Annotated in this window: 19 protein-coding genes and 2 tRNA genes; 7 read left to right on the top strand and 14 right to left on the bottom strand. The window is 32.8% G+C overall.

Annotated features, from left to right (window positions below; genetic code table 11):
* Positions 1–14: 14 nt before the first annotated feature.
* From CELLY_RS11525 to folE, 7 genes are all read right to left on the bottom strand, one after another.
* The gene (locus tag CELLY_RS11525; protein WP_013621859.1) at positions 15–1,253 is read right to left on the bottom strand and encodes an ATP-binding cassette domain-containing protein; all 1,239 of its coding nucleotides are present in this window, start codon (positions 1,251–1,253) and stop codon (positions 15–17) included.
* A gap of 10 nt (positions 1,254–1,263) precedes the next feature.
* Positions 1,264–1,782, bottom strand: a complete 519-nt coding sequence (locus CELLY_RS11530; RefSeq protein ID WP_013621860.1) for a GNAT family N-acetyltransferase — start codon at positions 1,780–1,782, stop codon at positions 1,264–1,266.
* A 5-nt stretch (positions 1,783–1,787) separates the two neighbouring features.
* Positions 1,788–2,279 carry a DUF192 domain-containing protein gene (locus CELLY_RS11535; RefSeq protein WP_013621861.1) on the bottom strand — a complete coding sequence of 164 codons (492 nt, stop codon included), beginning with the start codon at positions 2,277–2,279 and terminating at the stop codon, positions 1,788–1,790.
* Between the two features lies 1 nt (position 2,280).
* Positions 2,281–3,237 carry a prolipoprotein diacylglyceryl transferase gene (lgt, locus tag CELLY_RS11540; RefSeq protein WP_013621862.1) on the bottom strand — a complete coding sequence of 319 codons (957 nt, stop codon included), beginning with the start codon at positions 3,235–3,237 and terminating at the stop codon, positions 2,281–2,283.
* A gap of 101 nt (positions 3,238–3,338) precedes the next feature.
* Entirely contained in the window at positions 3,339–3,563 is a 225-nt protein-coding gene (gene yidD, locus CELLY_RS11545; protein ID WP_013621863.1) for a membrane protein insertion efficiency factor YidD, read from the bottom strand.
* A gap of 11 nt (positions 3,564–3,574) precedes the next feature.
* A complete protein-coding gene (gene cysS, locus CELLY_RS11550) occupies positions 3,575–5,059 on the bottom strand; it encodes a cysteine--tRNA ligase (RefSeq protein ID WP_013621864.1) in 1,485 nt (494 codons plus the stop codon).
* 15 nt (positions 5,060–5,074) lie between these two features.
* Complete coding sequence (gene folE, locus CELLY_RS11555; RefSeq protein WP_013621865.1) at positions 5,075–5,755, bottom strand: GTP cyclohydrolase I FolE; 681 nt, start codon at positions 5,753–5,755, stop codon at positions 5,075–5,077.
* 137 nt (positions 5,756–5,892) lie between these two features.
* On the opposite strand from folE, the gene CELLY_RS11560 reads away from it, so the two are divergent.
* The gene (locus tag CELLY_RS11560) at positions 5,893–7,692 is read left to right on the top strand and encodes a T9SS type B sorting domain-containing protein (RefSeq protein WP_013621866.1); all 1,800 of its coding nucleotides are present in this window, start codon (positions 5,893–5,895) and stop codon (positions 7,690–7,692) included.
* A 128-nt stretch (positions 7,693–7,820) separates the two neighbouring features.
* Complete coding sequence (locus tag CELLY_RS11565) at positions 7,821–9,203, top strand: T9SS type B sorting domain-containing protein (RefSeq protein WP_013621867.1); 1,383 nt, start codon at positions 7,821–7,823, stop codon at positions 9,201–9,203.
* A gap of 76 nt (positions 9,204–9,279) precedes the next feature.
* Here the strand turns inward: CELLY_RS11565 and CELLY_RS11570 are convergent, their stop codons facing one another.
* From CELLY_RS11570 to CELLY_RS17085, 3 genes are all read right to left on the bottom strand, one after another.
* Positions 9,280–10,782, bottom strand: a complete 1,503-nt coding sequence (locus CELLY_RS11570; RefSeq protein WP_013621868.1) for an OmpP1/FadL family transporter — start codon at positions 10,780–10,782, stop codon at positions 9,280–9,282.
* Positions 10,783–10,825: 43 nt separating this feature from the next.
* Positions 10,826–11,743 (bottom strand): hypothetical protein, encoded by a 918-nt coding sequence (locus tag CELLY_RS16925; protein ID WP_013621869.1) that lies wholly within the window; start codon positions 11,741–11,743, stop codon positions 10,826–10,828.
* A gap of 126 nt (positions 11,744–11,869) precedes the next feature.
* Positions 11,870–12,013: a hypothetical protein gene (locus tag CELLY_RS17085; RefSeq protein WP_169309925.1), complete on the bottom strand. Its 144-nt coding sequence runs from the start codon at positions 12,011–12,013 to the stop codon at positions 11,870–11,872.
* Positions 12,014–12,111: 98 nt separating this feature from the next.
* On the opposite strand from CELLY_RS17085, the gene proS reads away from it, so the two are divergent.
* The 4 genes from proS (at position 12,112) to rpsT (ending at position 14,193) form a co-directional block, all read left to right on the top strand.
* Complete coding sequence (gene proS, locus CELLY_RS11585) at positions 12,112–13,590, top strand: proline--tRNA ligase (RefSeq protein ID WP_013621870.1); 1,479 nt, start codon at positions 12,112–12,114, stop codon at positions 13,588–13,590.
* Positions 13,591–13,671: 81 nt separating this feature from the next.
* A tRNA-Glu gene (locus CELLY_RS11590) sits at positions 13,672–13,743 on the top strand.
* Between the two features lie 80 nt (positions 13,744–13,823).
* A tRNA-Glu gene (locus CELLY_RS11595) sits at positions 13,824–13,895 on the top strand.
* Positions 13,896–13,941: 46 nt separating this feature from the next.
* Positions 13,942–14,193 carry a 30S ribosomal protein S20 gene (gene rpsT / locus CELLY_RS11600; protein ID WP_013621871.1) on the top strand — a complete coding sequence of 84 codons (252 nt, stop codon included), beginning with the start codon at positions 13,942–13,944 and terminating at the stop codon, positions 14,191–14,193.
* An 842-nt stretch (positions 14,194–15,035) separates the two neighbouring features.
* On the opposite strand, the gene CELLY_RS16760 is transcribed toward rpsT, so the two are convergent.
* Together CELLY_RS16760 and rho are read right to left on the bottom strand one after the other, a co-directional pair.
* Entirely contained in the window at positions 15,036–15,677 is a 642-nt protein-coding gene (locus CELLY_RS16760; RefSeq protein WP_013621873.1) for a hypothetical protein, read from the bottom strand.
* 124 nt (positions 15,678–15,801) lie between these two features.
* Positions 15,802–17,460 carry a transcription termination factor Rho gene (rho, locus tag CELLY_RS11615; RefSeq protein ID WP_013621874.1) on the bottom strand — a complete coding sequence of 553 codons (1,659 nt, stop codon included), beginning with the start codon at positions 17,458–17,460 and terminating at the stop codon, positions 15,802–15,804.
* A gap of 195 nt (positions 17,461–17,655) precedes the next feature.
* On the opposite strand from rho, the gene CELLY_RS11620 reads away from it, so the two are divergent.
* Positions 17,656–18,066: a DUF4293 domain-containing protein gene (locus CELLY_RS11620; protein ID WP_013621875.1), complete on the top strand. Its 411-nt coding sequence runs from the start codon at positions 17,656–17,658 to the stop codon at positions 18,064–18,066.
* 76 nt (positions 18,067–18,142) lie between these two features.
* On the opposite strand, the gene CELLY_RS11625 is transcribed toward CELLY_RS11620, so the two are convergent.
* Entirely contained in the window at positions 18,143–18,337 is a 195-nt protein-coding gene (locus CELLY_RS11625; RefSeq protein ID WP_013621876.1) for a hypothetical protein, read from the bottom strand.
* Between the two features lie 86 nt (positions 18,338–18,423).
* The gene (locus CELLY_RS11630) at positions 18,424–19,257 is read right to left on the bottom strand and encodes a helix-turn-helix domain-containing protein (protein WP_013621877.1); all 834 of its coding nucleotides are present in this window, start codon (positions 19,255–19,257) and stop codon (positions 18,424–18,426) included.
* Positions 19,258–19,283: the final 26 nt, after the last annotated feature.

The raw sequence follows: 19,283 nt of genomic DNA on the forward strand, positions 1-19,283 counted from the left end.
TGTAAGCAGCTTTTTTATTTTAGTCTTTTGGCGTTAGATCCGTTTGGGGTAATTTGTAACTCTAAAATAGATCTAGGCTCTAAATTTGGTTCTTTTCGGTGTGATACAAAAACAATTGCTGTTTGCTTATTGCTAGCTATTTGGTTAACTAAGCTTATAAATAATGTGGCACTCTCATCATCTAAACCAGCGGTTGGCTCATCTAAAATTAAAAGTAAAGGTTGCTTTACTATTGCTCTTAATAACATAGCTAACCTTTGTTGGCCAACAGTAGCCTCATTAAATAATTTATTTTTTAAAGTAGATAGCTGTGCAATTTTTAACCATTTTTCTGCTTCGCTTTTTTGTGTTTCTGTAGGTTTAGTATAAAGGCCAATAGCATCTGTAAAACCACCAATAACCATATGTAGTAAGCTGTGGTTTCCTTTAAAACTATCTACTAATGACGGTGTAAAGTAACCAATCTTCTTTTTTATATCCCAAATACTTTCTCCTGTTCCTTTTTTGTTGCCAAACAAGTATAGTTCTTGTCCGTAGCCTTTACTGTTTTCTCCGGTAATCATAGATAATAATGTAGTTTTACCACTGCCATTTTTACCTATAAGTTGCCAAAAATCACCTTTACAAATACTCCAACTAATATTGTTTAGTATTTGTTTGTTGTTATAAGCTACTGATACATTTTTAAACCTAATAAGTTCATTGTCTTTATAATTAACTACGTTATTATTTTTAGGTATTGTAAGCGTTTTTAATGGCGTATTTTTTTGTCTTGAAGCTTTGTATGCTTGTAAAGAAGAGTAGGCAGTAAGCCTGTTTTTATGTAGTTTGTATATGTTACTTTTTACAGGTAAAACATCTTCTTGTCTGCTAATAATTAAAATAAGGTTTACATTTTTAGAAATGTCAATTAGTAGTTTTTTTAGTATTGTTTGGTAGGCAATGTCTAAATTATCATAAGGGTTATCTAAAACAATGTATTCTGGTTTTTGGGTAAGTATATAATTAAGTAACGCTTTTTTTTGTTCGCCACTAGACATAGATTTTAGGCTTTGTTTAGTGTGTTTGGTAATTGTTTTTATATCGTGTATTTCTTCTTCTTTAATAAACTTATGTATTTCAGCTATAGAAAAGAACAGTACTTTTTTGTTGCTAAGGAAATTAAAATCAGCATTATTTTTTTTAGATAAGCTATCAATAAACAATTTAGTGTTAGATTGGTTGCTTGTAAATATGGTAATGTGATGTTGCATTTTACTGCTTTTATTTAAAAACTCTATAAATATGAACTGGGTTATTGCAATAACTTGTTGTTTTGCTTAAGTGCATACCGTTAGCAATAGCAACTTTTTGTGACGGTATATTATCTGTATGAATAATAGAGATTAATGAATCTGTAAAATTATGCTTAAAAGCATATTCTTTACATTTTACAGCAGCTTCTGTAGCATAACCTTTTCTCCAGTATTTTGGCAAAATAGAATATCCTATCTCTAACTCATCAATATCATCTACAGTTTGTACTAATAAACCGCACAAACCAATAAGTTTGTTAGTTTTTTTTGAAATAAGCGCATTCATACCACCAAGATTATATTGGTAGCGTTCAAAAGCTCTGTTAAATTGCTGCTTGCACGCAACAATGGGGTCTGTAGGTAAGCCGTCCCAAAACTCAGATGATCTAGGGTCTTTATGAAAAGGAAGCCAATCATTAAAATGGTTTTGCTCTAATTTTCTAAATAATAACCTTTCAGAAGATTCGCCATTTAGAAGATATTTCATAATGCTTATAGTCTTGTAAAATCTATTTTGTCACCTACCTCTAACATGTATTTTTCAGATAAGCCTGCATTAATTTCTAAGACATACATAACAGGAACTTTGCTAGATAAGCCAGTTTCATCTAGTGGTTTTGCATTTTCTTGAAAACTGGCAATACGCAGGTTTTCATCTATATAAATAATGTCTAAAGCTATTTTAGTATTTTTCATATAAAAAGAATGCATTCTAGAGTCAGGAAAAATAAATAACATTCCTTGGTTTTCCTTCATGCTAGTTCTTTCCATTAAACCAGTTTGTGTTTCATAATCAGTTTCAGCAATTTCTATGTCTAGTGTAAGTGCTTTACTGTTGTTGGTACTTTTTGTAATAGTTAATGTTCCCTCTTTTGTAAAAGTTGGTTCTGGAGTTTTTATAACCTCGGTTTTTCCATCTTTACAACTTGTAATTAAGCCGCAGCATATTAGAACTAAAAAAGTATAGTATTTTAAGGTTTTCATATTAAGCTTTTTTAGGTCTAAATACAAAATAAGCGCCTATTAGTATAAAAGGAATACTTAGCCATTGCCCTGTAGATAATGTGCCTAAAGACTCTTCAAAACCACCTTGACTTTTCTTTACAAACTCTACAAAGAAACGTATAGTCCACAATAGCATTAAAAATAAACCAAATAAAAAGCCTGATTTGTCTTTTTTATCTGTTTTCCAGTAAAAGTATGATAAAATAATAAATACAAAAATATAGCAAACACCTTCATACAATTGTGCAGGGTGTCTAAATGGTATACTTTCTAAAATTGAAGCAAATTTTGGGTTGTTTTCAATGGCGTTGTATGCAGCATTAACTGTTCTTTCTTTAGTTAGTGCTAATGCTCTTGAGGCAGGCATATCATCAGAATCTCGTATAAATTTTGTAGCAAAAACAAATGTTTTTTCTGTGATTTTACCATTAATCTCAGAATTAAAAAAGTTTCCTAGTCTTACAAAAAATGCGCCAATTGAAACAGGTACAACTAACCTATCTAAAAGCCATAAAATTTTATAGTCTGGGTACTTTCTGCTGTATAAATACATGCCAATAATAACACCTAATGCAGCACCGTGACTAGCAAGACCAGCAAAGCCTGTAAACTCATAGCCAGTTATTATTCCAAATAGTCTTCCGCTAGGGTTTTCTCTAATTGGAAGTAAAATCTCTATTAGGTGATTTTGGTAGTATGCCCAGTCATAAAAGAATACATGACCTAAACGAGCCCCCAGCATAGTAGCAATAACTGTGTATAAAAATAGAGAGTCTAATTGCTCTATTGGTTTTTTCTCGTTAGTAAAAATCTTTTTTATAATTACCCATCCTAAGGCAAAAGAGGTAATCCATAATAGGTTATAGTATTTTATTTGTATTTCCCCAATGTTGAATAAAGTTTCGTTAGGGTTCCATAATATACTTAAAAAATGCATCTATTTTTCTTTTTGTGAATGGCTAAGATACGTATTTTGAATAAGGGGTTAAAAAAGAAAATGTGATTATAAGTTAATTTTATCTTATTCTTTTTTACGAACTAAGGAACGGGGTCATATCCGCTACCGCCCCAAGGATGACAGCTAAAAATACGTTTAGTTGCTAGCCAACCTCCTTTAAATAATCCGTGCTTTTTTAAGGCTTCTACAGTGTATTGTGAGCACGTTGGTGAATACCTGCAACTAGCAGGAGTTAAAGGTGATATAACAGTTTGATATATTTTTACTAATAGAAGAAAAGGTGCTATCAGTATTTTTTTTATCATTTTAGTTTGTTTTATGATGCACTAAACGTAGTACCATCTTTACCATCTTTTAATTGTATACCTATAGCTAATAATTGGTCACGTATTTGGTCTGATAAAGCAAAATCTTTATTGCTACGTGCATCATTACGTAATTGTATTAGCAAGTTTACTACTTCTTCTAGTTTTTCTGAGTTGCCATTAGCGTCTTCATTAACGCCAGTAAGTCCTAAAATATCAAAAGCAAAAGTGTTTAGTGTATTTTCTAATAACTCTTTGTCTTCTTTGGTGATAGTTTCTTTACCGTCTTTTATAAGGTTAATGTGTTTTACTGCTTCAAATAAATGTGCAATTAAAATTGGCGAGTTAAAATCGTCATTCATTGCATCATAACATTTCTGTTGCCAAGCAGCTACATCAAATTCAGTTTTACTGCCAGTCTCTATTGCTTTTAAAGATGTAATAGCCTCCATTAGTTTTAGGTATCCTTTTTCAGATGCCAACAAGGCATCATTGCTAAGGTCTAAAATGCTAGTGTAATGTGCTTGCATCATAAAAAAGCGAACCGCAGATGGAGAAAAAGCTTTGCTTAAAATATTATTGTCTCCACTAAATATCTCGTTCGGATAAATGTTATTGTCTGTAGATTTAGACATTTTTTTACCGTTAAGCGTAAGCATATTTGCGTGTAACCAATAGTTTACTGGAGCAGATCCGTTACTAGCTTGTGCTTGTGCAATTTCGCACTCATGATGCGGAAATTTTAAATCCATACCACCACCATGTATATCAAAAGTTTCACCTAAATATTTTGTGCTCATTGCTGTACACTCTAAATGCCAACCCGGAAAACCATCTCCCCAAGGAGAAGGCCAGCGCATAATATGTTCTGGTTCTGCTTTTTTCCAAAGGGCAAAATCTTGTGGATTTTTCTTATCACTTTGCGCTGCCAATTCTCTTGTATTGGCAATCATATCTTCTAGTTTTCTACCGCTTAAAATTCCGTAGTCGTTTGTTTTATTAAATTCAACAACATCAAAATATACAGAGCCATTAACCTCATAAGCAAATCCTTTTTCAATAATTTCTTTAATAATTTCTATTTGCTCTATAATGTGTCCGGTTGCAGTAGGTTCTATACTAGGAGGTAAAAAATTAAATTTTTGTAATGTATTGTGAAAATCTACGGTGTAGCGTTGTACTACCTCCATAGGCTCTATTTGCTCTAAACGTGCTTTTTTTGCAATTTTATCTTCTCCTTCGTCTGCATCATCAACTAAATGCCCAGCATCTGTTATATTACGTACATAGCGTACTTTATACCCTAAATGCTTAAAGTATCTAAAAATCATATCAAAAGACATAAACGTACGGCAATTACCTAAGTGTACATTGCTGTAAACTGTTGGCCCACACACGTACATACCAATGTGCCCATCGTTTATAGGTTTAAACTCTTCTTTTTTTCCAGAAAGGGAATTGTAAACTTTTATTGTCTGATTTTTATATAGTTGCATTATGGCTAAAAGGAATTAAAAGTTGGTGTCTAGCTTTATATAATCTAAAAATTCTTTACGGGTAGCTTGTTCTTTAAATTTACCGCCATACTCTGCAGTAACAGTGCTACTTTGTATATCTCTAATACCTCTAGAGTTTACGCAAAGGTGTTTTGCATCTATAACGCAAGCTACATCTTCAGTTCCTAAAACCTCTTGTAATTCTCTAACAATTTGTATGTTTAGTCTTTCTTGTACTTGTGGCCTTTTTGCATAATAATCTACAATACGGTTCATTTTAGATAAACCAACAACAGTACCATTAGAGATGTAGGCAACGTGTGCAATACCTACTATTGGTAACAGGTGATGTTCACAAGTAGAGTAAAGAGTTATGTTTTTTTCTACCAACATTTCTCCGTACTTGTATTTATTATCAAACGAAGAAGATTTTGGTTTTCTTTCAGGGTTTAATCCACCAAAAATATCTTTAACAAACATTTTAGCAACACGTTTAGGAGTGTCATTTAAACTGTCGTCTGTTAAGTCCATTCCTAAAGTCGTTAATATATCTCTAACGCTGGCTTGTATTTTTTCTATCTTTTGGTCGTCATTAAGATCAAAAGCGTCTTCTCTTAAAGGGGTGTCTTCAGCTGCAGATAAATGGTCGTTATCCATTTCTTCATCAAACCCTTCTATGGTGCTTTCTATTTTCATCAGCCTAAAATTTTTTAGAAATGCAAAGATATACATATTATGGCATTTAATGTTATAGTTTAAGGTGTTTGACAACATTAATTAGTGCTAAAGTTTGTTAAGGTTTAGTTTTACATATCTCAAACTTTTATCAATTTATGAAAAGGTTTTATGCAATAGCGTTTTTTTTCTTTACGTTAGGGTTGCTTTCTGCTGGTGCGCAAGTGTCTGCAGATTGTAGCAATGCTATACCTATTTGTAATAATACACCAACCAATGGAGGTACAGACGGTTATGGCGTAGATGATTTTGGTGGAGCTGCAGAAACTGGTTGTTTAGAGCGTACTTTGTCTGGAGCTATAGAGTCTAACTCTGCTTGGTATAGATTTAAAACTGGTGAAGCTGGGCAGTTGGGTTTTAATATTAGTTTTGATAGTGCAGAAGATTGGGATTATGCATTGTACAAAGCAAGTGATTGTGCTAATTTGGGAGACCCTGTACGATGTAATTTTTTTGATAATGGAGATGGAAATTCATTTACCGGAGTGGGAGAAGACCCAACAGGAGCAACAAATGTACAGTATGAAGATTGGTTAACAGTTGAAGCTGGTGAAGAATACTACTTATTAATTAATAATTTTAGCAATGTAAATTCAGGTTTTTCAATTCAGTTTTCTGGGCAAATATTTATAGATTACCCAAATACCGCATTAGATTGTTCTATTATTAACAACTTATTGGGGCCGCCAATTGCGGCATGTGATGGGGATACTGTTAGGTTAGATGCTGCAACACCAAACACAGCATCATACACTTGGTATAGAGATATTGGTTTAGGGTTTACAGAAATTTTAGGAGAAACAAATGCGTTTTTAGATGTAACCACAGATGCATTGTATAGAGTAGAAGTAGTTTTAAATACTGCAGATGTTATTATTAGTGATGTACAAGTGGCTTTTTCTACAGCGCCAACCACAAGCCCAATTACGGATGTTACTTTGTGCCAGGAGGATTTACCCTTTAATTTAACTACTAAAAGCAGTGAAGCATTGGGTGGTCAGTCGGCATCAGATTTTATTATTAGCTACCACGCAACCCCTGCAGATGCTATTAATAATTCTTTGAGTTTACCAATGCAATACAGTACTGCTGTTGGTGCAACTACTGTTTATGTTAGAACTACATCTGTAAAAAATCCTAAATGTTTTGATGTTTCAGAGGAATTTGAGTTTACAGTGGTAGAAACACCTATTAGTACAATAAATACAGAAGTTTTTTTGTGTGAAGGTGCAACTTCAGAAACTATAGGAGAAACAAATCCAAATGTAAATTACAGTTACAATTGGCAAAGCGGAGAAACAACACCTACTATACAAGTGTTTTCTGCAGGAACTTATGTTTTAGATATTAGTAGTGTAGCTTTTGGTGTAACTTGTGTAAATACAATAGTTGTTGAAGTTGTTGTTGGGCAAACACCATCTATATCTAATGTGCTAATTGAAGATTTTAATGCTAATAATACCGTAACTGTAGAAACTGATATTGATGGAAATTTTGAATATCAAATTGATACTTTACCAGTGCAGGATAGTAATGTTTTTACAAATGTTTCTGCTGGTGCTCATACGGTTACCATTATAGATAAAAATGGCTGCGGCTACGCTACAGAAGATATTGTAGTTGTTGGTTTTGATAATTATTTTACGCCTAACGGAGATGGTATAAACGATACTTGGAAAATAACCGGAATGGAATCTTTACAGCAGCCAGTTGTACATATTTTTGATAGATATGGGAAGTTATTAAAAGAATTAAAAGGTCGTGACACTTGGAATGGTACTTACGGAGGAAGATTACTACCAGAGTCTGACTATTGGTTTAAGCTTAACTACATAAACACAGTAGGGGATAGGGTTACTGCAAAACATATTAGTAGTCATTTTACCTTAAAACGTTAAATTTTAACTTGAAGTAAAAATGGTATTTCGTCGATTATGCAAAAAAATATTCGACGTAATGCAATAAATTTTATTATTTGCCGCTTATAATATGGTTATGTAACATCCCAACCAATGCAATATTTTTTATGCGAGCACAATACAAACTAGTAGTAGGATTTCTTTTTTTTACACTAATTAGCAATGCGCAATTTACCCCAGATTGTAGGTCATCTATACCAGTGTGCGGTGATGCACCAATTAGCGGTATAGCAGATGGCCGTGGAGATATAGATGATTTTGATCCAGATGTTATACGCCAAACTGGTTGTTTAGAAAAGGGTAGTAATAGTTCTGCAAATATAGAAAACAACACATCTTGGTATGTTTTTAGAGCTTTAAAAGATGGCACTATTGGGTTTGATATTTCTGCGGATACAGATACAGCAGAATGGGATTTTGCCGTATATGGCCCAGATACAGATTGTGCTAGTATAAGTAACGGTACTGCGCAACCAGTACGTTGCAATTATGAAGCTAACAATACAGCTTTTACAGGTTTAGGTACCAACCCAGAATCTGGTCAAGAAGGTTTTTCTTTTGTTAAAGGAAGTAAAAATACATACGATGAATTGTTAGATATAGCAGAAGGTGAAATTTATTATATTTTAATAAATAACTACAATACTAATTTTGATGGAGATCCAGAACCTTTTACCTTAACTTTTACAGAAGATGTAGATGCGTTAGATTGTACGTTTAGAGATGAGTTTTTAGGGTTAGATGTAAATGCCTGTGAGGGAGATCCAGATGTGGTTTTAAATGCTTTTAGGTCTCCGGTAGGGCCAGATGTTGCAAGTGTTAGGTGGTCTGTAGATTATGATGATGATGGTACTATTGATGATCCAAATTTAGCAACAGGAACAGAATATACGGTTACTAGCCCAAATACAGGTAGGTATTTTGTAGAGATTACTACAGCTTCTGGAGCTCCGCCTACAGTTACAGATGATATTTTAATAAATTTTCACGCACCTCCAAATCCTGCTGATATAGAAATTACAGTTATAGATTATTTAGTAGATAGAAACAAAATAGAAGTTCTTGTTAATGGTACTAGTGAGTATGAATATGCTATTAATGGTGGAGAGTTTCAAGATGAAACACTTTTTCATGATGTGCCACCCGGACAAAATACTTTAATTGTAAATGATAAATATGGATGTGGTCAATCTGAAGAAATTCCGTTTTTAGTAATTGGCTATCCAAAGTTTTTTACTCCAAATGGAGATGGAGTACATGATGGTTGGAATGTTTTAGGTATTGAAGAGTTAGTAGACGCCAAAGTTTATATTTACGATAGGTATGGTAAACTTTTAAAACAATTAGGGCCTGGAGTAACTTGGAATGGTATGTTTAATGGTAAAAAAATGCCAGAATCTGATTATTGGTTTCGTATGGAATATGCAGAGCCAGAGGAAGGTGTAATTGTAGCTAAAACTCTGCAAAACCATTTTACTTTAAAAAGGTGATAAAAAATAAATAAATTATATAACTAAAAAAGCAGCCAAATAGGCTGCTTTTTTAGTTATATAATTGTGGTAAACTTTAAAAGTTTACAGTGTAACCTATAGTTACATTTGTGTTTGCTGCATTTACTAAGGCTGGTGTTGTTAAGCCTGCATTAAATAGTTGTTTGTTTACATCTTGCTCTGTTCTATTATAAGCAATATCTAGCCTGTTAGGGCCAAAAGAGTAGCCAAAACCTAAAGAAAATCCGTTTAAATCACCAATAGTATATTCATCTTCATACGGACTTTGTTCATACCTGTAACCAGCTCTTAAACTAATATCTTTAATTCTGTACTCACCACCAAGTCTAACTGTAGAAACAGTTCCTAACTCATTAGATATCTCATTATTAGCAGCGGCAAAACCAGGATCGTTAGTAGGTTTAATTTCAGCCTGACTCATATCTTGAAAGCCGTAGTCTAAACTCAATAAACCATCTTTTCCAAATACCACAGCTAAACTACCAGTAACTTTACTAGGTGTTTTTATAGTGTATCTTTCATATACATTTATAATGTCAAAATTTATATAGTTTATGTCATCATCAGCCAAATCAGAAGAAATTCTTTGTGATGTATCATCTGTTAATCTGTACCAAGTAGGAGACTCATAACTGGCACCAACTCTTACCATATCGTTTAACTTAGCAATAGCGCCCAATGCAAATGAAAATCCATTACCTTCTGTATGTAAATAATTGTCAAAAGTAGTTCTGGTTATGTCTGTACCTACAGTGTAACCAGTTTCTGTAAACTCTGTGTACTTGTCATAGTTTATGCTATGAAAATTTAAAGATGCACCTAAATATAAATTGTCTTGGTATTGGGTGGCAAAATCTAAAATAAATTTACTGTTATATCCTGTAGTATTTTCAAAATAGTCTTGATTAACAGTATTGTAAGTTGCATTGCTTACATAGTCTATGTTATTGTCGTTAGCCTCATCTACAGGGTCTATAATGCCTCCGTAGTAACCTAAAAATGCTTGCTGATCTACAAAACCTAAGTTTCTTCCAATATCTAAATAAGCTTCTTCTAGGTATTCTCCGTCTCTTTTAAGTAAAGGTCCAAAGGGCACACCATTAGCGTAGCTTAAAAAATACTGATCTATACCTTGGTTGCTAACACCAGATATAGAAAAATTATTATCAAAATTCTGAACCAAATCATAATTTGCAGCAATGGCAATTTTTTTCCAATCAGAGTTGTTAGACTTAAAAACTAATACACCACCAATTTGATTAATTTCTAGGTCGTTTCTTGTAGCCTCTCTGTTGGTTCTAAAATAATTTGCATCATTACTTTTATTGTAATTAGATAGCGTTGCAGAAAATAAATGATTGTTAAAAACTGCGGCACCAGCAGGATTTGTGTTTAGAGCAGATAAATCTCCACCTAAAGCTCCAAAAGCACCACTCATACCTTGGTAGCGTGCTGTACCAATAAGGTTTTGTTGGTTGTACTGTAGTACATCGTTTATATTTTGTGCACTAGCAATAGTACATACCAAGCCAAACGCTAAGGCGATATAATTTTTCATCCTTTGAGTTTTATAATTAGTTTTTGTTTAAAAATGTATGTGATTATCTACCTCTACCTGAAGATCTACTGCTAGATGATCTACCACCACCTGAAGAGGACCTTCCGCTAGATGAAGACCTACTGCTAGAAGAGCTTCTTGCAGAAGATGATCTAGAAGAACTACTACTTCTTGTGGTTGTTCCGGAGCTTCTAGAGCTGCTTCCAGAGCTTCTGTATGTTCCAGAACTTCTTGATGAAGAAGATGGTCTTGTGTATGTAGAGCTAGATTTAGAAGACCTTGTGGTTCTAGTAGTTGTAGGTCTGCTAGAACTACTATTGCTGCTTCTACTGTATGTATTACCTCTATTATATGTATTGCTTCTAGATGTGCTGTACCTAGGTTGTGTTCTTGTGGTACGACTTGTTCTGTATGTTCTATTACGGTTTACTCCATCTACATTAACACTATTAGACCTGTAGCTGTTGTTGCTTCTGTATGATGTTGCAGATTTCCCAGATCTGTAATTTAAATTAGATCTAGATACACCTGTGTTTAGATTAGACCTGCTAGAACGTGAATATGCATTTCTATTGTTGGCATATATAACATTGTCATAACGTCCTCTTCTGCTGTTATTGTAAGCATAAGAGTTTCTTCCGTAATTATTATAGTATCTGTTGTAGTAAGGATTGTTAAATCTTCTGTTATAGTAAGGATTTCCCCATCCGTAGCCATAACCAAATCCACCCCAGCCCCATCCAAAGCTGTTGTAACCTCTATATCTCCAATTGTTCCATCCCCAATATGGACTTCCCCAGCTGTTATAAAAGCCAAATCCGCCATATCCGTATCCCCAAGGATCATAAAAACCTCCGTAGTTTGCCCATCCGTTGTCATGAATATTAATGCTAACCTGTGTTGCATTGTCTCCCCAACCTGGGTTTCCGTTGTAGTTATTTGCTATTTCATCATCTTGCACATCACTGTAATACTCATCTACATCAGTAAAAACCTCTCCGTCTAAAATAGCGCTATACTCATTGGCTTGTTGTCCAAAAAAGTCTTGGTATTCACTATTGTTATTGTCAGGAGCTTGCTCTACCGTTTATGTTGTGTTAGAGGAGTATATGCCGTCATTGTCATAATAAGAAGCTTCTTGGTAAGAACCACAAGAAACAATTAATGAGCCAACTACGATGCCAAAAGCAACTTTTTTTATTTTCTGGATGGATTGGGAATGTATCATCATATTAAATTTAATTGTTGTACAATGTAAAAATAGTTAGTTTTGTCGAACTATAATTTATTTATTGATAAAAACACAATATTTGTGCCAAACTACTAATAATGAGCAAGAAGTTAACTAAAAGAGCCGAAGATTATTCCAAATGGTATAATGAACTAGTTGTAAAAGCAGATCTTGCTGAAAATTCTGCAGTTCGTGGATGTATGGTTATTAAACCATACGGATATGCTATATGGGAAAAAATGCAAGCAGAGCTAGATAGAATGTTTAAAGAAACAGGTCATGAAAATGCATACTTTCCTTTATTTGTTCCTAAGAGTTTGTTTGAAGCCGAAGAAAAAAATGCAGAAGGTTTTGCTAAAGAATGCGCTGTTGTTACACACTACAGATTGCAAAATGATCCTGATAAACCAGGTAAATTAAGAGTAGACCCTAATGCTAAGTTAGAGGAGGAGTTAGTAGTGCGCCCAACTAGTGAAGCTATTATTTGGAATACTTATAAAGGTTGGATACAGTCTTACAGAGATTTACCATTATTAATAAACCAATGGGCCAATGTTGTACGTTGGGAAATGAGAACAAGATTATTTTTACGTACTGCAGAATTTTTATGGCAAGAGGGCCATACGGCACACGCTACAGAAAATGAAGCTATAGCAGAAGCAGAACAAATGATGGATGTGTATGCAGATTTTGCAGAAGACTTTATGGCAGTACCTGTTGTAAAAGGATTAAAAACACCAAGTGAGCGTTTTGCAGGAGCAGTAGAAACTTATTGTATAGAGGCTTTAATGCAAGATGGTAAAGCATTACAAGCAGGTACATCTCACTTTTTAGGTCAGAACTTTGCTAAAGCTTTTGATGTTAAATTTGCTTCTAAAGAAGGAAAGCAAGAACACGTTTGGGCAACTTCTTGGGGAGTGTCTACACGCTTAATGGGAGCATTAATTATGACTCATAGTGATGATAACGGATTGGTTTTGCCTCCTAAATTAGCGCCAATACAGGTTGTAATTGTTCCTATATATAAAGGAGATGAGCAATTAGATGCTATTTCTGAAAAAGTAAACCCGTTAGTTAAAGAGCTAAGAGCTAAAGGTATTTCTGTTAAATTTGATAATAGAGATACACATAAGCCAGGATTTAAATTTAACGAGTACGAGCTTAAAGGGGTTCCTGTGCGTATTGCAATAGGTAAAAGAGATTTGGAAAATGGCACCTATGAGGTAGCACGTAGAGATACTTTAGAAAAAGAAATTGTAAATGCAGATGATGTTATTGGTAAAATTGAGTTTTTATTGGATGATATTCAGAAAAACATTTACAAAAAAGCTGCAGACTACAGAGCCAATCATATTACAGAAGTAAACTCTTATGATGAGTTTAAAGATGTTTTAGAAAATAAAGGCGGATTTATATCTGCACATTGGGACGGTACTGAAGAAACCGAAGAAAAGATTAAGAATGAAACAAAAGCAACTATTAGATGTATTCCTATGGATGCTAAAGAAGAAAATGGTAGTTGTATTATAACAGGTAAACCCTCTAAAAACAGGGTGTTATTTGCAAAAGCATATTAATTTTTAAAAAAAAATTGACTTAGGTGTTGCAATAATTAAAAATAGTTGTATTTTTGCATCCGCAATACGCAAAAAGTTAATGGTCCGTTCGTCTAGGGGTTAGGACGCCAGGTTTTCATCCTGGTAACAGGGGTTCGATTCCCCTACGGACTACAAGTTCTTTAATGAAGTATAGTTTTGAAATTAAATAAAGTTTTCTTTATTTTGCACACCACTATACAAATAGTAATAATGGTCCGTTCGTCTAGGGGTTAGGACGCCAGGTTTTCATCCTGGTAACAGGGGTTCGATTCCCCTACGGACTACAATTTTTGGGTGGAAGCCCGTTAAAAACATAATAACAAAAATAAAATGGCAAATCACAAGTCAGCATTAAAAAGAATAAGAAGAAACGAAGCAGCGCGTGTACGTAACAAGTACCAACATAAAACAATGCGTAATGCATTGAGAAAGTTACGTGCTGAGGAGGATAAGAAATCTGCCGAAACTATGTTGCCTACAGTCATTAGTATGTTAGACAAGTTAGCTAAGCGTAACATTATACACGCTAACAAGGCATCTAACCTTAAAAGCAAATTAACTAAGCAGGTAGCAGCTTTATAAGTTATACCTTATTAGTAATAATATTAAAAGCGCTCTTTTTTAAAGAGCGCTTTTTTAGTTTATCTAAAGATTTAAAAGTATGTTGAGTAAAATAACATATAGTATTTGTTGTTATACTTTATTCTTTTATTAATTTACGCCTCATTTTAATAAAGCCAATAATAAAGCAACAATACATTAATGGTATTAAAAATAAATGCAATCTTCTAATCCAAATATAGCTTTCTTGGTTTTGTATTATTCTAAAATAATAAGATAGTCTTATAGGAAGAAACCCTGCGTGGAACAAAAGTAACCCCCAGCTTAACCAAAATAAGAAATTTTTTGTTGGGTCTTTTTTATTTTGATGCCAATCTATTTGATTTAGGTAGACTAAGGTAATTAATATTAGAAAAAAACATCCAAATGAATGGGTGAGTACATGGCTTTCTAGTTGTATATCTTGATAAAAAATATTTAAAAGACTAATACAGCAGAAGAGAATAATAACTGTTGTGGTTACTATTTTTAAAATCTTTTTTTTTAAGTATAGTTTGTAGATGTATAGAAAATAAAGAAAATAAATTATGTCGTAAATATTGTAAAGTAAAATATTGTTTTTAGTATAGAATTTATTGATTGATATATTAAATAAATCTGGATAGGAGCTAATTAAAAATCCTAAAACCTCGTTTAAAAGAGTGTAGGCAATTAGTATTGGAAAATATTTTAAATATGTATTATAGTAATTTGGATAGCGCCACAATGCAATAACTAGTGTTATTGCATAAAATGGCTCTGCTATATTTTCTAGTAAACTATCTATTAATGTCATTTTTTTGTTGGAAGCTAAAGTATGCTTGCTAATCCTCGTACGGAGGAGGAACCATATTAGAATGATTAAGAATTAAACTTTGTTCTTCATCGTCATTAAAAAATGAAATCTTTGGAAAAATAGATGCTTCTTCAGTTGTTGATTGTTTAGATGGCTGTAATAAAAAATTATCTTTTAAAATTTTAGGCTTGTATGTTTTACCATCTGTAATTACAGAAAATGGATAATCTTTACCATCTACGGTAGTAGTAGGTGTTATAAAAAATGTGTTTTGCCTTGGGTGTTTATATTTGCTATCCTTAGGGTAATTTCCAAAATAAAAACGTACGTTGGTAATTTCTACATTTGCTTTTTTGGCTTCTTGTTCTATAAAAGCAATGTAGTTTTTTAAGGTTTTAAGATCGTAATAGCCATATCTGGCAACATCAAAAGAGGAGTTAGGGTCTACTTCATTGTCTTCAAAATCTTTAATGAGAGTAGCTCTTCTTTTAGAGTAGTCATCAAAAAGAGTTTGAGCCTTTTTGGTGGTAATTATTTGTGTAGGTGGTTTTACTTCTTTAACAGGCTCTGGATGTTCTTTCTTTTGCTCTTTAGGATTATTGCAGCTGCTAACAATAAATAATGCTAAGGGTAAAATAAAATAAAATGCTTTTTTTTTGTTGGTCATCATAACTATTGGATTTTACGGTCGCATAAATATAGTCACTTTTTTATAGTATTCTGAAAATCAACTAATAAAAAATCCTACTAAAATTAATTAGTAGGATTTTTTTATTATAGAATAAAGGTTTTTGTTATTGATTCATTGTCAATAAAAACTCTTCATTGTTTTTAGTTTGTTTAATGCGTTGTTCTATAAACTCCATAGCTTCTACAGGGTTCATATCTGCAAGGTATTTACGTAAAATCCACATACGTTGAATTGTGTTTTCATCTAGTAAAAGATCATCTCTACGTGTGCTTGAAGAAGTAAGGTCAATTGCAGGGAATATTCTTCTGTTAGATATTTTACGGTCTAACTGAAGCTCCATATTACCAGTTCCTTTAAATTCTTCAAAGATAACTTCGTCCATTTTAGAGCCAGTTTCTGTAAGTGCAGTAGCTATAATAGATAAAGAACCTCCGTTTTCTATATTACGAGCAGCTCCAAAGAAACGTTTTGGTTTGTTTAATGCGTTTGCATCTACACCACCACTTAATACTTTACCAGACGCTGGTTGTACCGTGTTGTATGCTCTTGCTAAACGTGTAATAGAATCTAATAAAATAACCACATCGTGGCCACATTCTACCAATCTCTTGGCTTTTTCTAGTACAATATTAGCCACACGTACGTGTTCAGATGGTTCCTTGTCAAAAGTAGAGGCAATTACTTCTCCTTGAACATTACGTTGCATATCTGTAACTTCTTCCGGACGTTCATCTATTAGTAATACAATTTGATAAACCTCTGGATGGTTTGCCGCAATACCGTTAGCAATGTCTTTTAAAAGCATTGTTTTACCAGTTTTTGGCTGGGCAACGATCATACCACGTTGTCCTTTACCAATTGGTGAAAACAAATCTATAATTCTGTTGGAAATATTACTCTGCTTTTCGGCAAGGTTAAATTTTTCTTGAGGAAATAATGGTGTTAAGTGTTCAAAAGAAACACGGTCACGTACAACCTGTGGATCTATACCATTAATTTTATTTACTTTAATTAGCGGAAAGTACTTTTCGCCTTCCTTTGGTGGGCGCACATTTCCTAAAACTGTATCTCCTGTTTTTAATCCAAATAATCTAATTTGAGATTGTGAAACATAAATATCATCAGGAGAAGAAAGGTAGTTGTAATCAGACGATCTTAAAAAACCATAACCGTCTTGCATAATATCTAAAACACCTTCACTAGCAATAATACTATCAAACTCAAACTCTGGCTCTCTGTATCTATTTTTTAAATCCTTGTCAAAATTACTTTTGTCTCTAGAATTTTTTTGGTGCTGTGGTTTTTTGTTTTGATTTTTATGCTGACCATTATTTTTTTGCTGGCCTTGGTTGTTTCTGTGTACTGGTTTTTTTTCAGTAGCAGCAGAAGGTTTTGTGTTTTTAGCTGCAGGAGTTTTTTTAGGAGCTGGCGCTTTTTTTGCAACAGGCTCTTTTGTTTCTTCTGTAGTTGTTTCTTCTTTTGCCTTAGGTTTTGGCTTTTCTCTTAAAACACGCTCTCTTTTTACCGGTCGTGGTTTAGGCTTTTCTGCAGGTTTTGCTTTTGCAGAAGCTGGCGCTTTGGTTGGTTTAGGTTCTTTAACAACAACTTCTTCTACCGCTTTAGGGTTTGCTGCTTGTACATCTAGTATTTGGTATACCAAATCTAGTTTTTTTAATGTTTTAAACTTAGGAACATTTAAACCTTTTGCAATATCCTGTAATTCAGGAAGCTTTTTTGCTTTTAAATCGGAAATCTCAAACATGTAATGTTGAATAAGTTATACTTTGTTGAAAAATATGAAATCTTGAAGTGTGTAATTTGGGTACTTATTTGGACTTGAAAGTCCCTGTCGGTAAGCGATATTACTAATATTCTGTAGCAATATTACAAATTATTTTTAATATTTCATTGATAAATCTTAAAAAGACGCTATTTTTGTTTTTTCAAAGAAAGATAAATGATACAAAGAGTACAAACTGTTTTTTTATTAATAGTAGTTGTTTTGGCAGCTGTGCTTCCTTTTTTTGCTAGTTTATGGACATTAGATAACGGTACTGTTATTTTTGCTAAAGATGAAATGTATATTTCTATAGCCTTTTATGTGTCTGCTATTTTGGCTTTTATTGCCATTTTGTTATTTAAAAATAGAAAAAATCAATTTGTTGTAAACAGGTTGAATATGATATGTAATCTTTTTATACTAGGATTTTTCGTTTCCCGATCACTAAACTTATCCGGAGAAACTGTTGTTTCTGAGAAGGGTATTGGGATGTTGATTCCACTATTTTCTATCGTATTTTTAGTGCTAGCCAATAGGTTCATTAAAAAGGATGAAGATCTTGTAAAATCTGTTGATCGTTTGCGTTAAACCTAACATCTTAGTTATATTAGTGCGTAAAACCCAGGGTTGTTCCTGGGTTTTTTTATTTTTATAACATAGTTTTTTATACTGTTTCGCAATCTGTTAAAAGTACTTTGCCATTTTCAGGATCAAAATAAACGGTTATTTCGGCTTCTAATTCGTTACTAGAACCTTTTTTATACGTCCATACATTAGTTATGGCTCCTTTAAAAGGAGTTCCTAATAATTTTAAAACTTCAGTTTTGGTTTTGCCTTTTAGTTCATTTTCATTTATCATCTATAAATATATTTAGGTTTGGGATTATAAATATATTTATAGATTCTTTTAGAAAAGTATACAAATCAAACTATAGTATATCTAAATCAAAGAAAAACACTCCTGTGCTCTAAAGGAGATTTACCTGTATTGCTTTTAAAGAACTTACTAAAATTATTTGGATACTTAAAACCTAAACAATAAGCAATTTCTGTAATGTTTAAATCGGTATTATGAAGCATATTTTCTGCCTCTGCAGTAATTTTTTCTTTAATATGTGTAGATGTAGATTTACCTGTTATAGTTTTAACAGAGTCGTTTAAATGATTTATATGTACAGATAAAAAGTCAGAATAGTCCTTTGGAGTTTTTAAGGTAATACTCTTGTTAGGATCTTTAATAGGAAATTGTCTGTTTAATTGCTCAAAAAACAAAGAAGTAATTCTAGACGCAGCACATTTTGGTGTTTTGTTAGCTGCATTTGGTTCTATTTTTAATGCTTCATGTATTATTAAACTAATGTAATTGCTAACAACAGCATCTTTATTTTTATAATCACTGTCTAGTTCTTCTTTAATTTTTTTATATAATGATGTGATATGAGTTTCTTGCTCTTTATTTAAATGAAAAATATTATTTGCTCCAAGCTTAAATAACGGACATTGTTTTTCTAGCTCATTAGTATTTTCTGCTAAAAATGATGGATTAAATAAGCAAGAATAGCCTACTTGTTCTCTAGAAATTGGTTCCCAGTTGTAGACTAAAAGCGGATTTGTAAATACCAATACTGTGTTGTTTATAGTAATAGATTTACTTGGGTAGTGTAGTATACTTTTTGGATGAATAAGACATATTTTATAATATTTTTTGTTGTTATGTAGTTTAGGGTTTGTTTTATACGTTTCTAAATCTACAACAGTAATTTTGGGGCTATTACTCATAAATTGGGGAAAATATGTTGCTATTA

Origin of the sequence: Cellulophaga lytica DSM 7489, assembly GCF_000190595.1 — a bacterium.
Lineage (GTDB): Bacteria > Bacteroidota > Bacteroidia > Flavobacteriales > Flavobacteriaceae > Cellulophaga > Cellulophaga lytica.

Bases quoted from the DNA above. Each gene is read 5' to 3' on its own strand.
- folE (WP_013621865.1), bottom strand. From the start codon at position 5,755: ATGAAAATAGAAAGCACCATAGAAGGGTTTGATGAAGAAATGGATAAC.
- cysS (WP_013621864.1), bottom strand. From the start codon at position 5,059: ATGCAACTATATAAAAATCAGACAATAAAAGTTTACAATTCCCTTTCT.
- CELLY_RS11625 (WP_013621876.1), bottom strand. From the start codon at position 18,337: ATGATAAATGAAAATGAACTAAAAGGCAAAACCAAAACTGAAGTTTTA.
- CELLY_RS17085 (WP_169309925.1), bottom strand. From the start codon at position 12,013: ATGATGATACATTCCCAATCCATCCAGAAAATAAAAAAAGTTGCTTTT.
- CELLY_RS11620 (WP_013621875.1), top strand. From the start codon at position 17,656: ATGATACAAAGAGTACAAACTGTTTTTTTATTAATAGTAGTTGTTTTG.
- CELLY_RS11535 (WP_013621861.1), bottom strand. From the start codon at position 2,279: ATGAAAACCTTAAAATACTATACTTTTTTAGTTCTAATATGCTGCGGC.
- CELLY_RS11565 (WP_013621867.1), top strand. From the start codon at position 7,821: ATGCGAGCACAATACAAACTAGTAGTAGGATTTCTTTTTTTTACACTA.
- yidD (WP_013621863.1), bottom strand. From the start codon at position 3,563: ATGATAAAAAAAATACTGATAGCACCTTTTCTTCTATTAGTAAAAATA.
- rpsT (WP_013621871.1), top strand. From the start codon at position 13,942: ATGGCAAATCACAAGTCAGCATTAAAAAGAATAAGAAGAAACGAAGCA.
- CELLY_RS11630 (WP_013621877.1), bottom strand. From the start codon at position 19,257: ATGAGTAATAGCCCCAAAATTACTGTTGTAGATTTAGAAACGTATAAA.
- CELLY_RS11530 (WP_013621860.1), bottom strand. From the start codon at position 1,782: ATGAAATATCTTCTAAATGGCGAATCTTCTGAAAGGTTATTATTTAGA.
- CELLY_RS11560 (WP_013621866.1), top strand. From the start codon at position 5,893: ATGAAAAGGTTTTATGCAATAGCGTTTTTTTTCTTTACGTTAGGGTTG.
- lgt (WP_013621862.1), bottom strand. From the start codon at position 3,237: ATGCATTTTTTAAGTATATTATGGAACCCTAACGAAACTTTATTCAAC.
- CELLY_RS11570 (WP_013621868.1), bottom strand. From the start codon at position 10,782: ATGAAAAATTATATCGCCTTAGCGTTTGGCTTGGTATGTACTATTGCT.
- CELLY_RS11525 (WP_013621859.1), bottom strand. From the start codon at position 1,253: ATGCAACATCACATTACCATATTTACAAGCAACCAATCTAACACTAAA.
- CELLY_RS16760 (WP_013621873.1), bottom strand. From the start codon at position 15,677: ATGATGACCAACAAAAAAAAAGCATTTTATTTTATTTTACCCTTAGCA.
- proS (WP_013621870.1), top strand. From the start codon at position 12,112: ATGAGCAAGAAGTTAACTAAAAGAGCCGAAGATTATTCCAAATGGTAT.
- rho (WP_013621874.1), bottom strand. From the start codon at position 17,460: ATGTTTGAGATTTCCGATTTAAAAGCAAAAAAGCTTCCTGAATTACAG.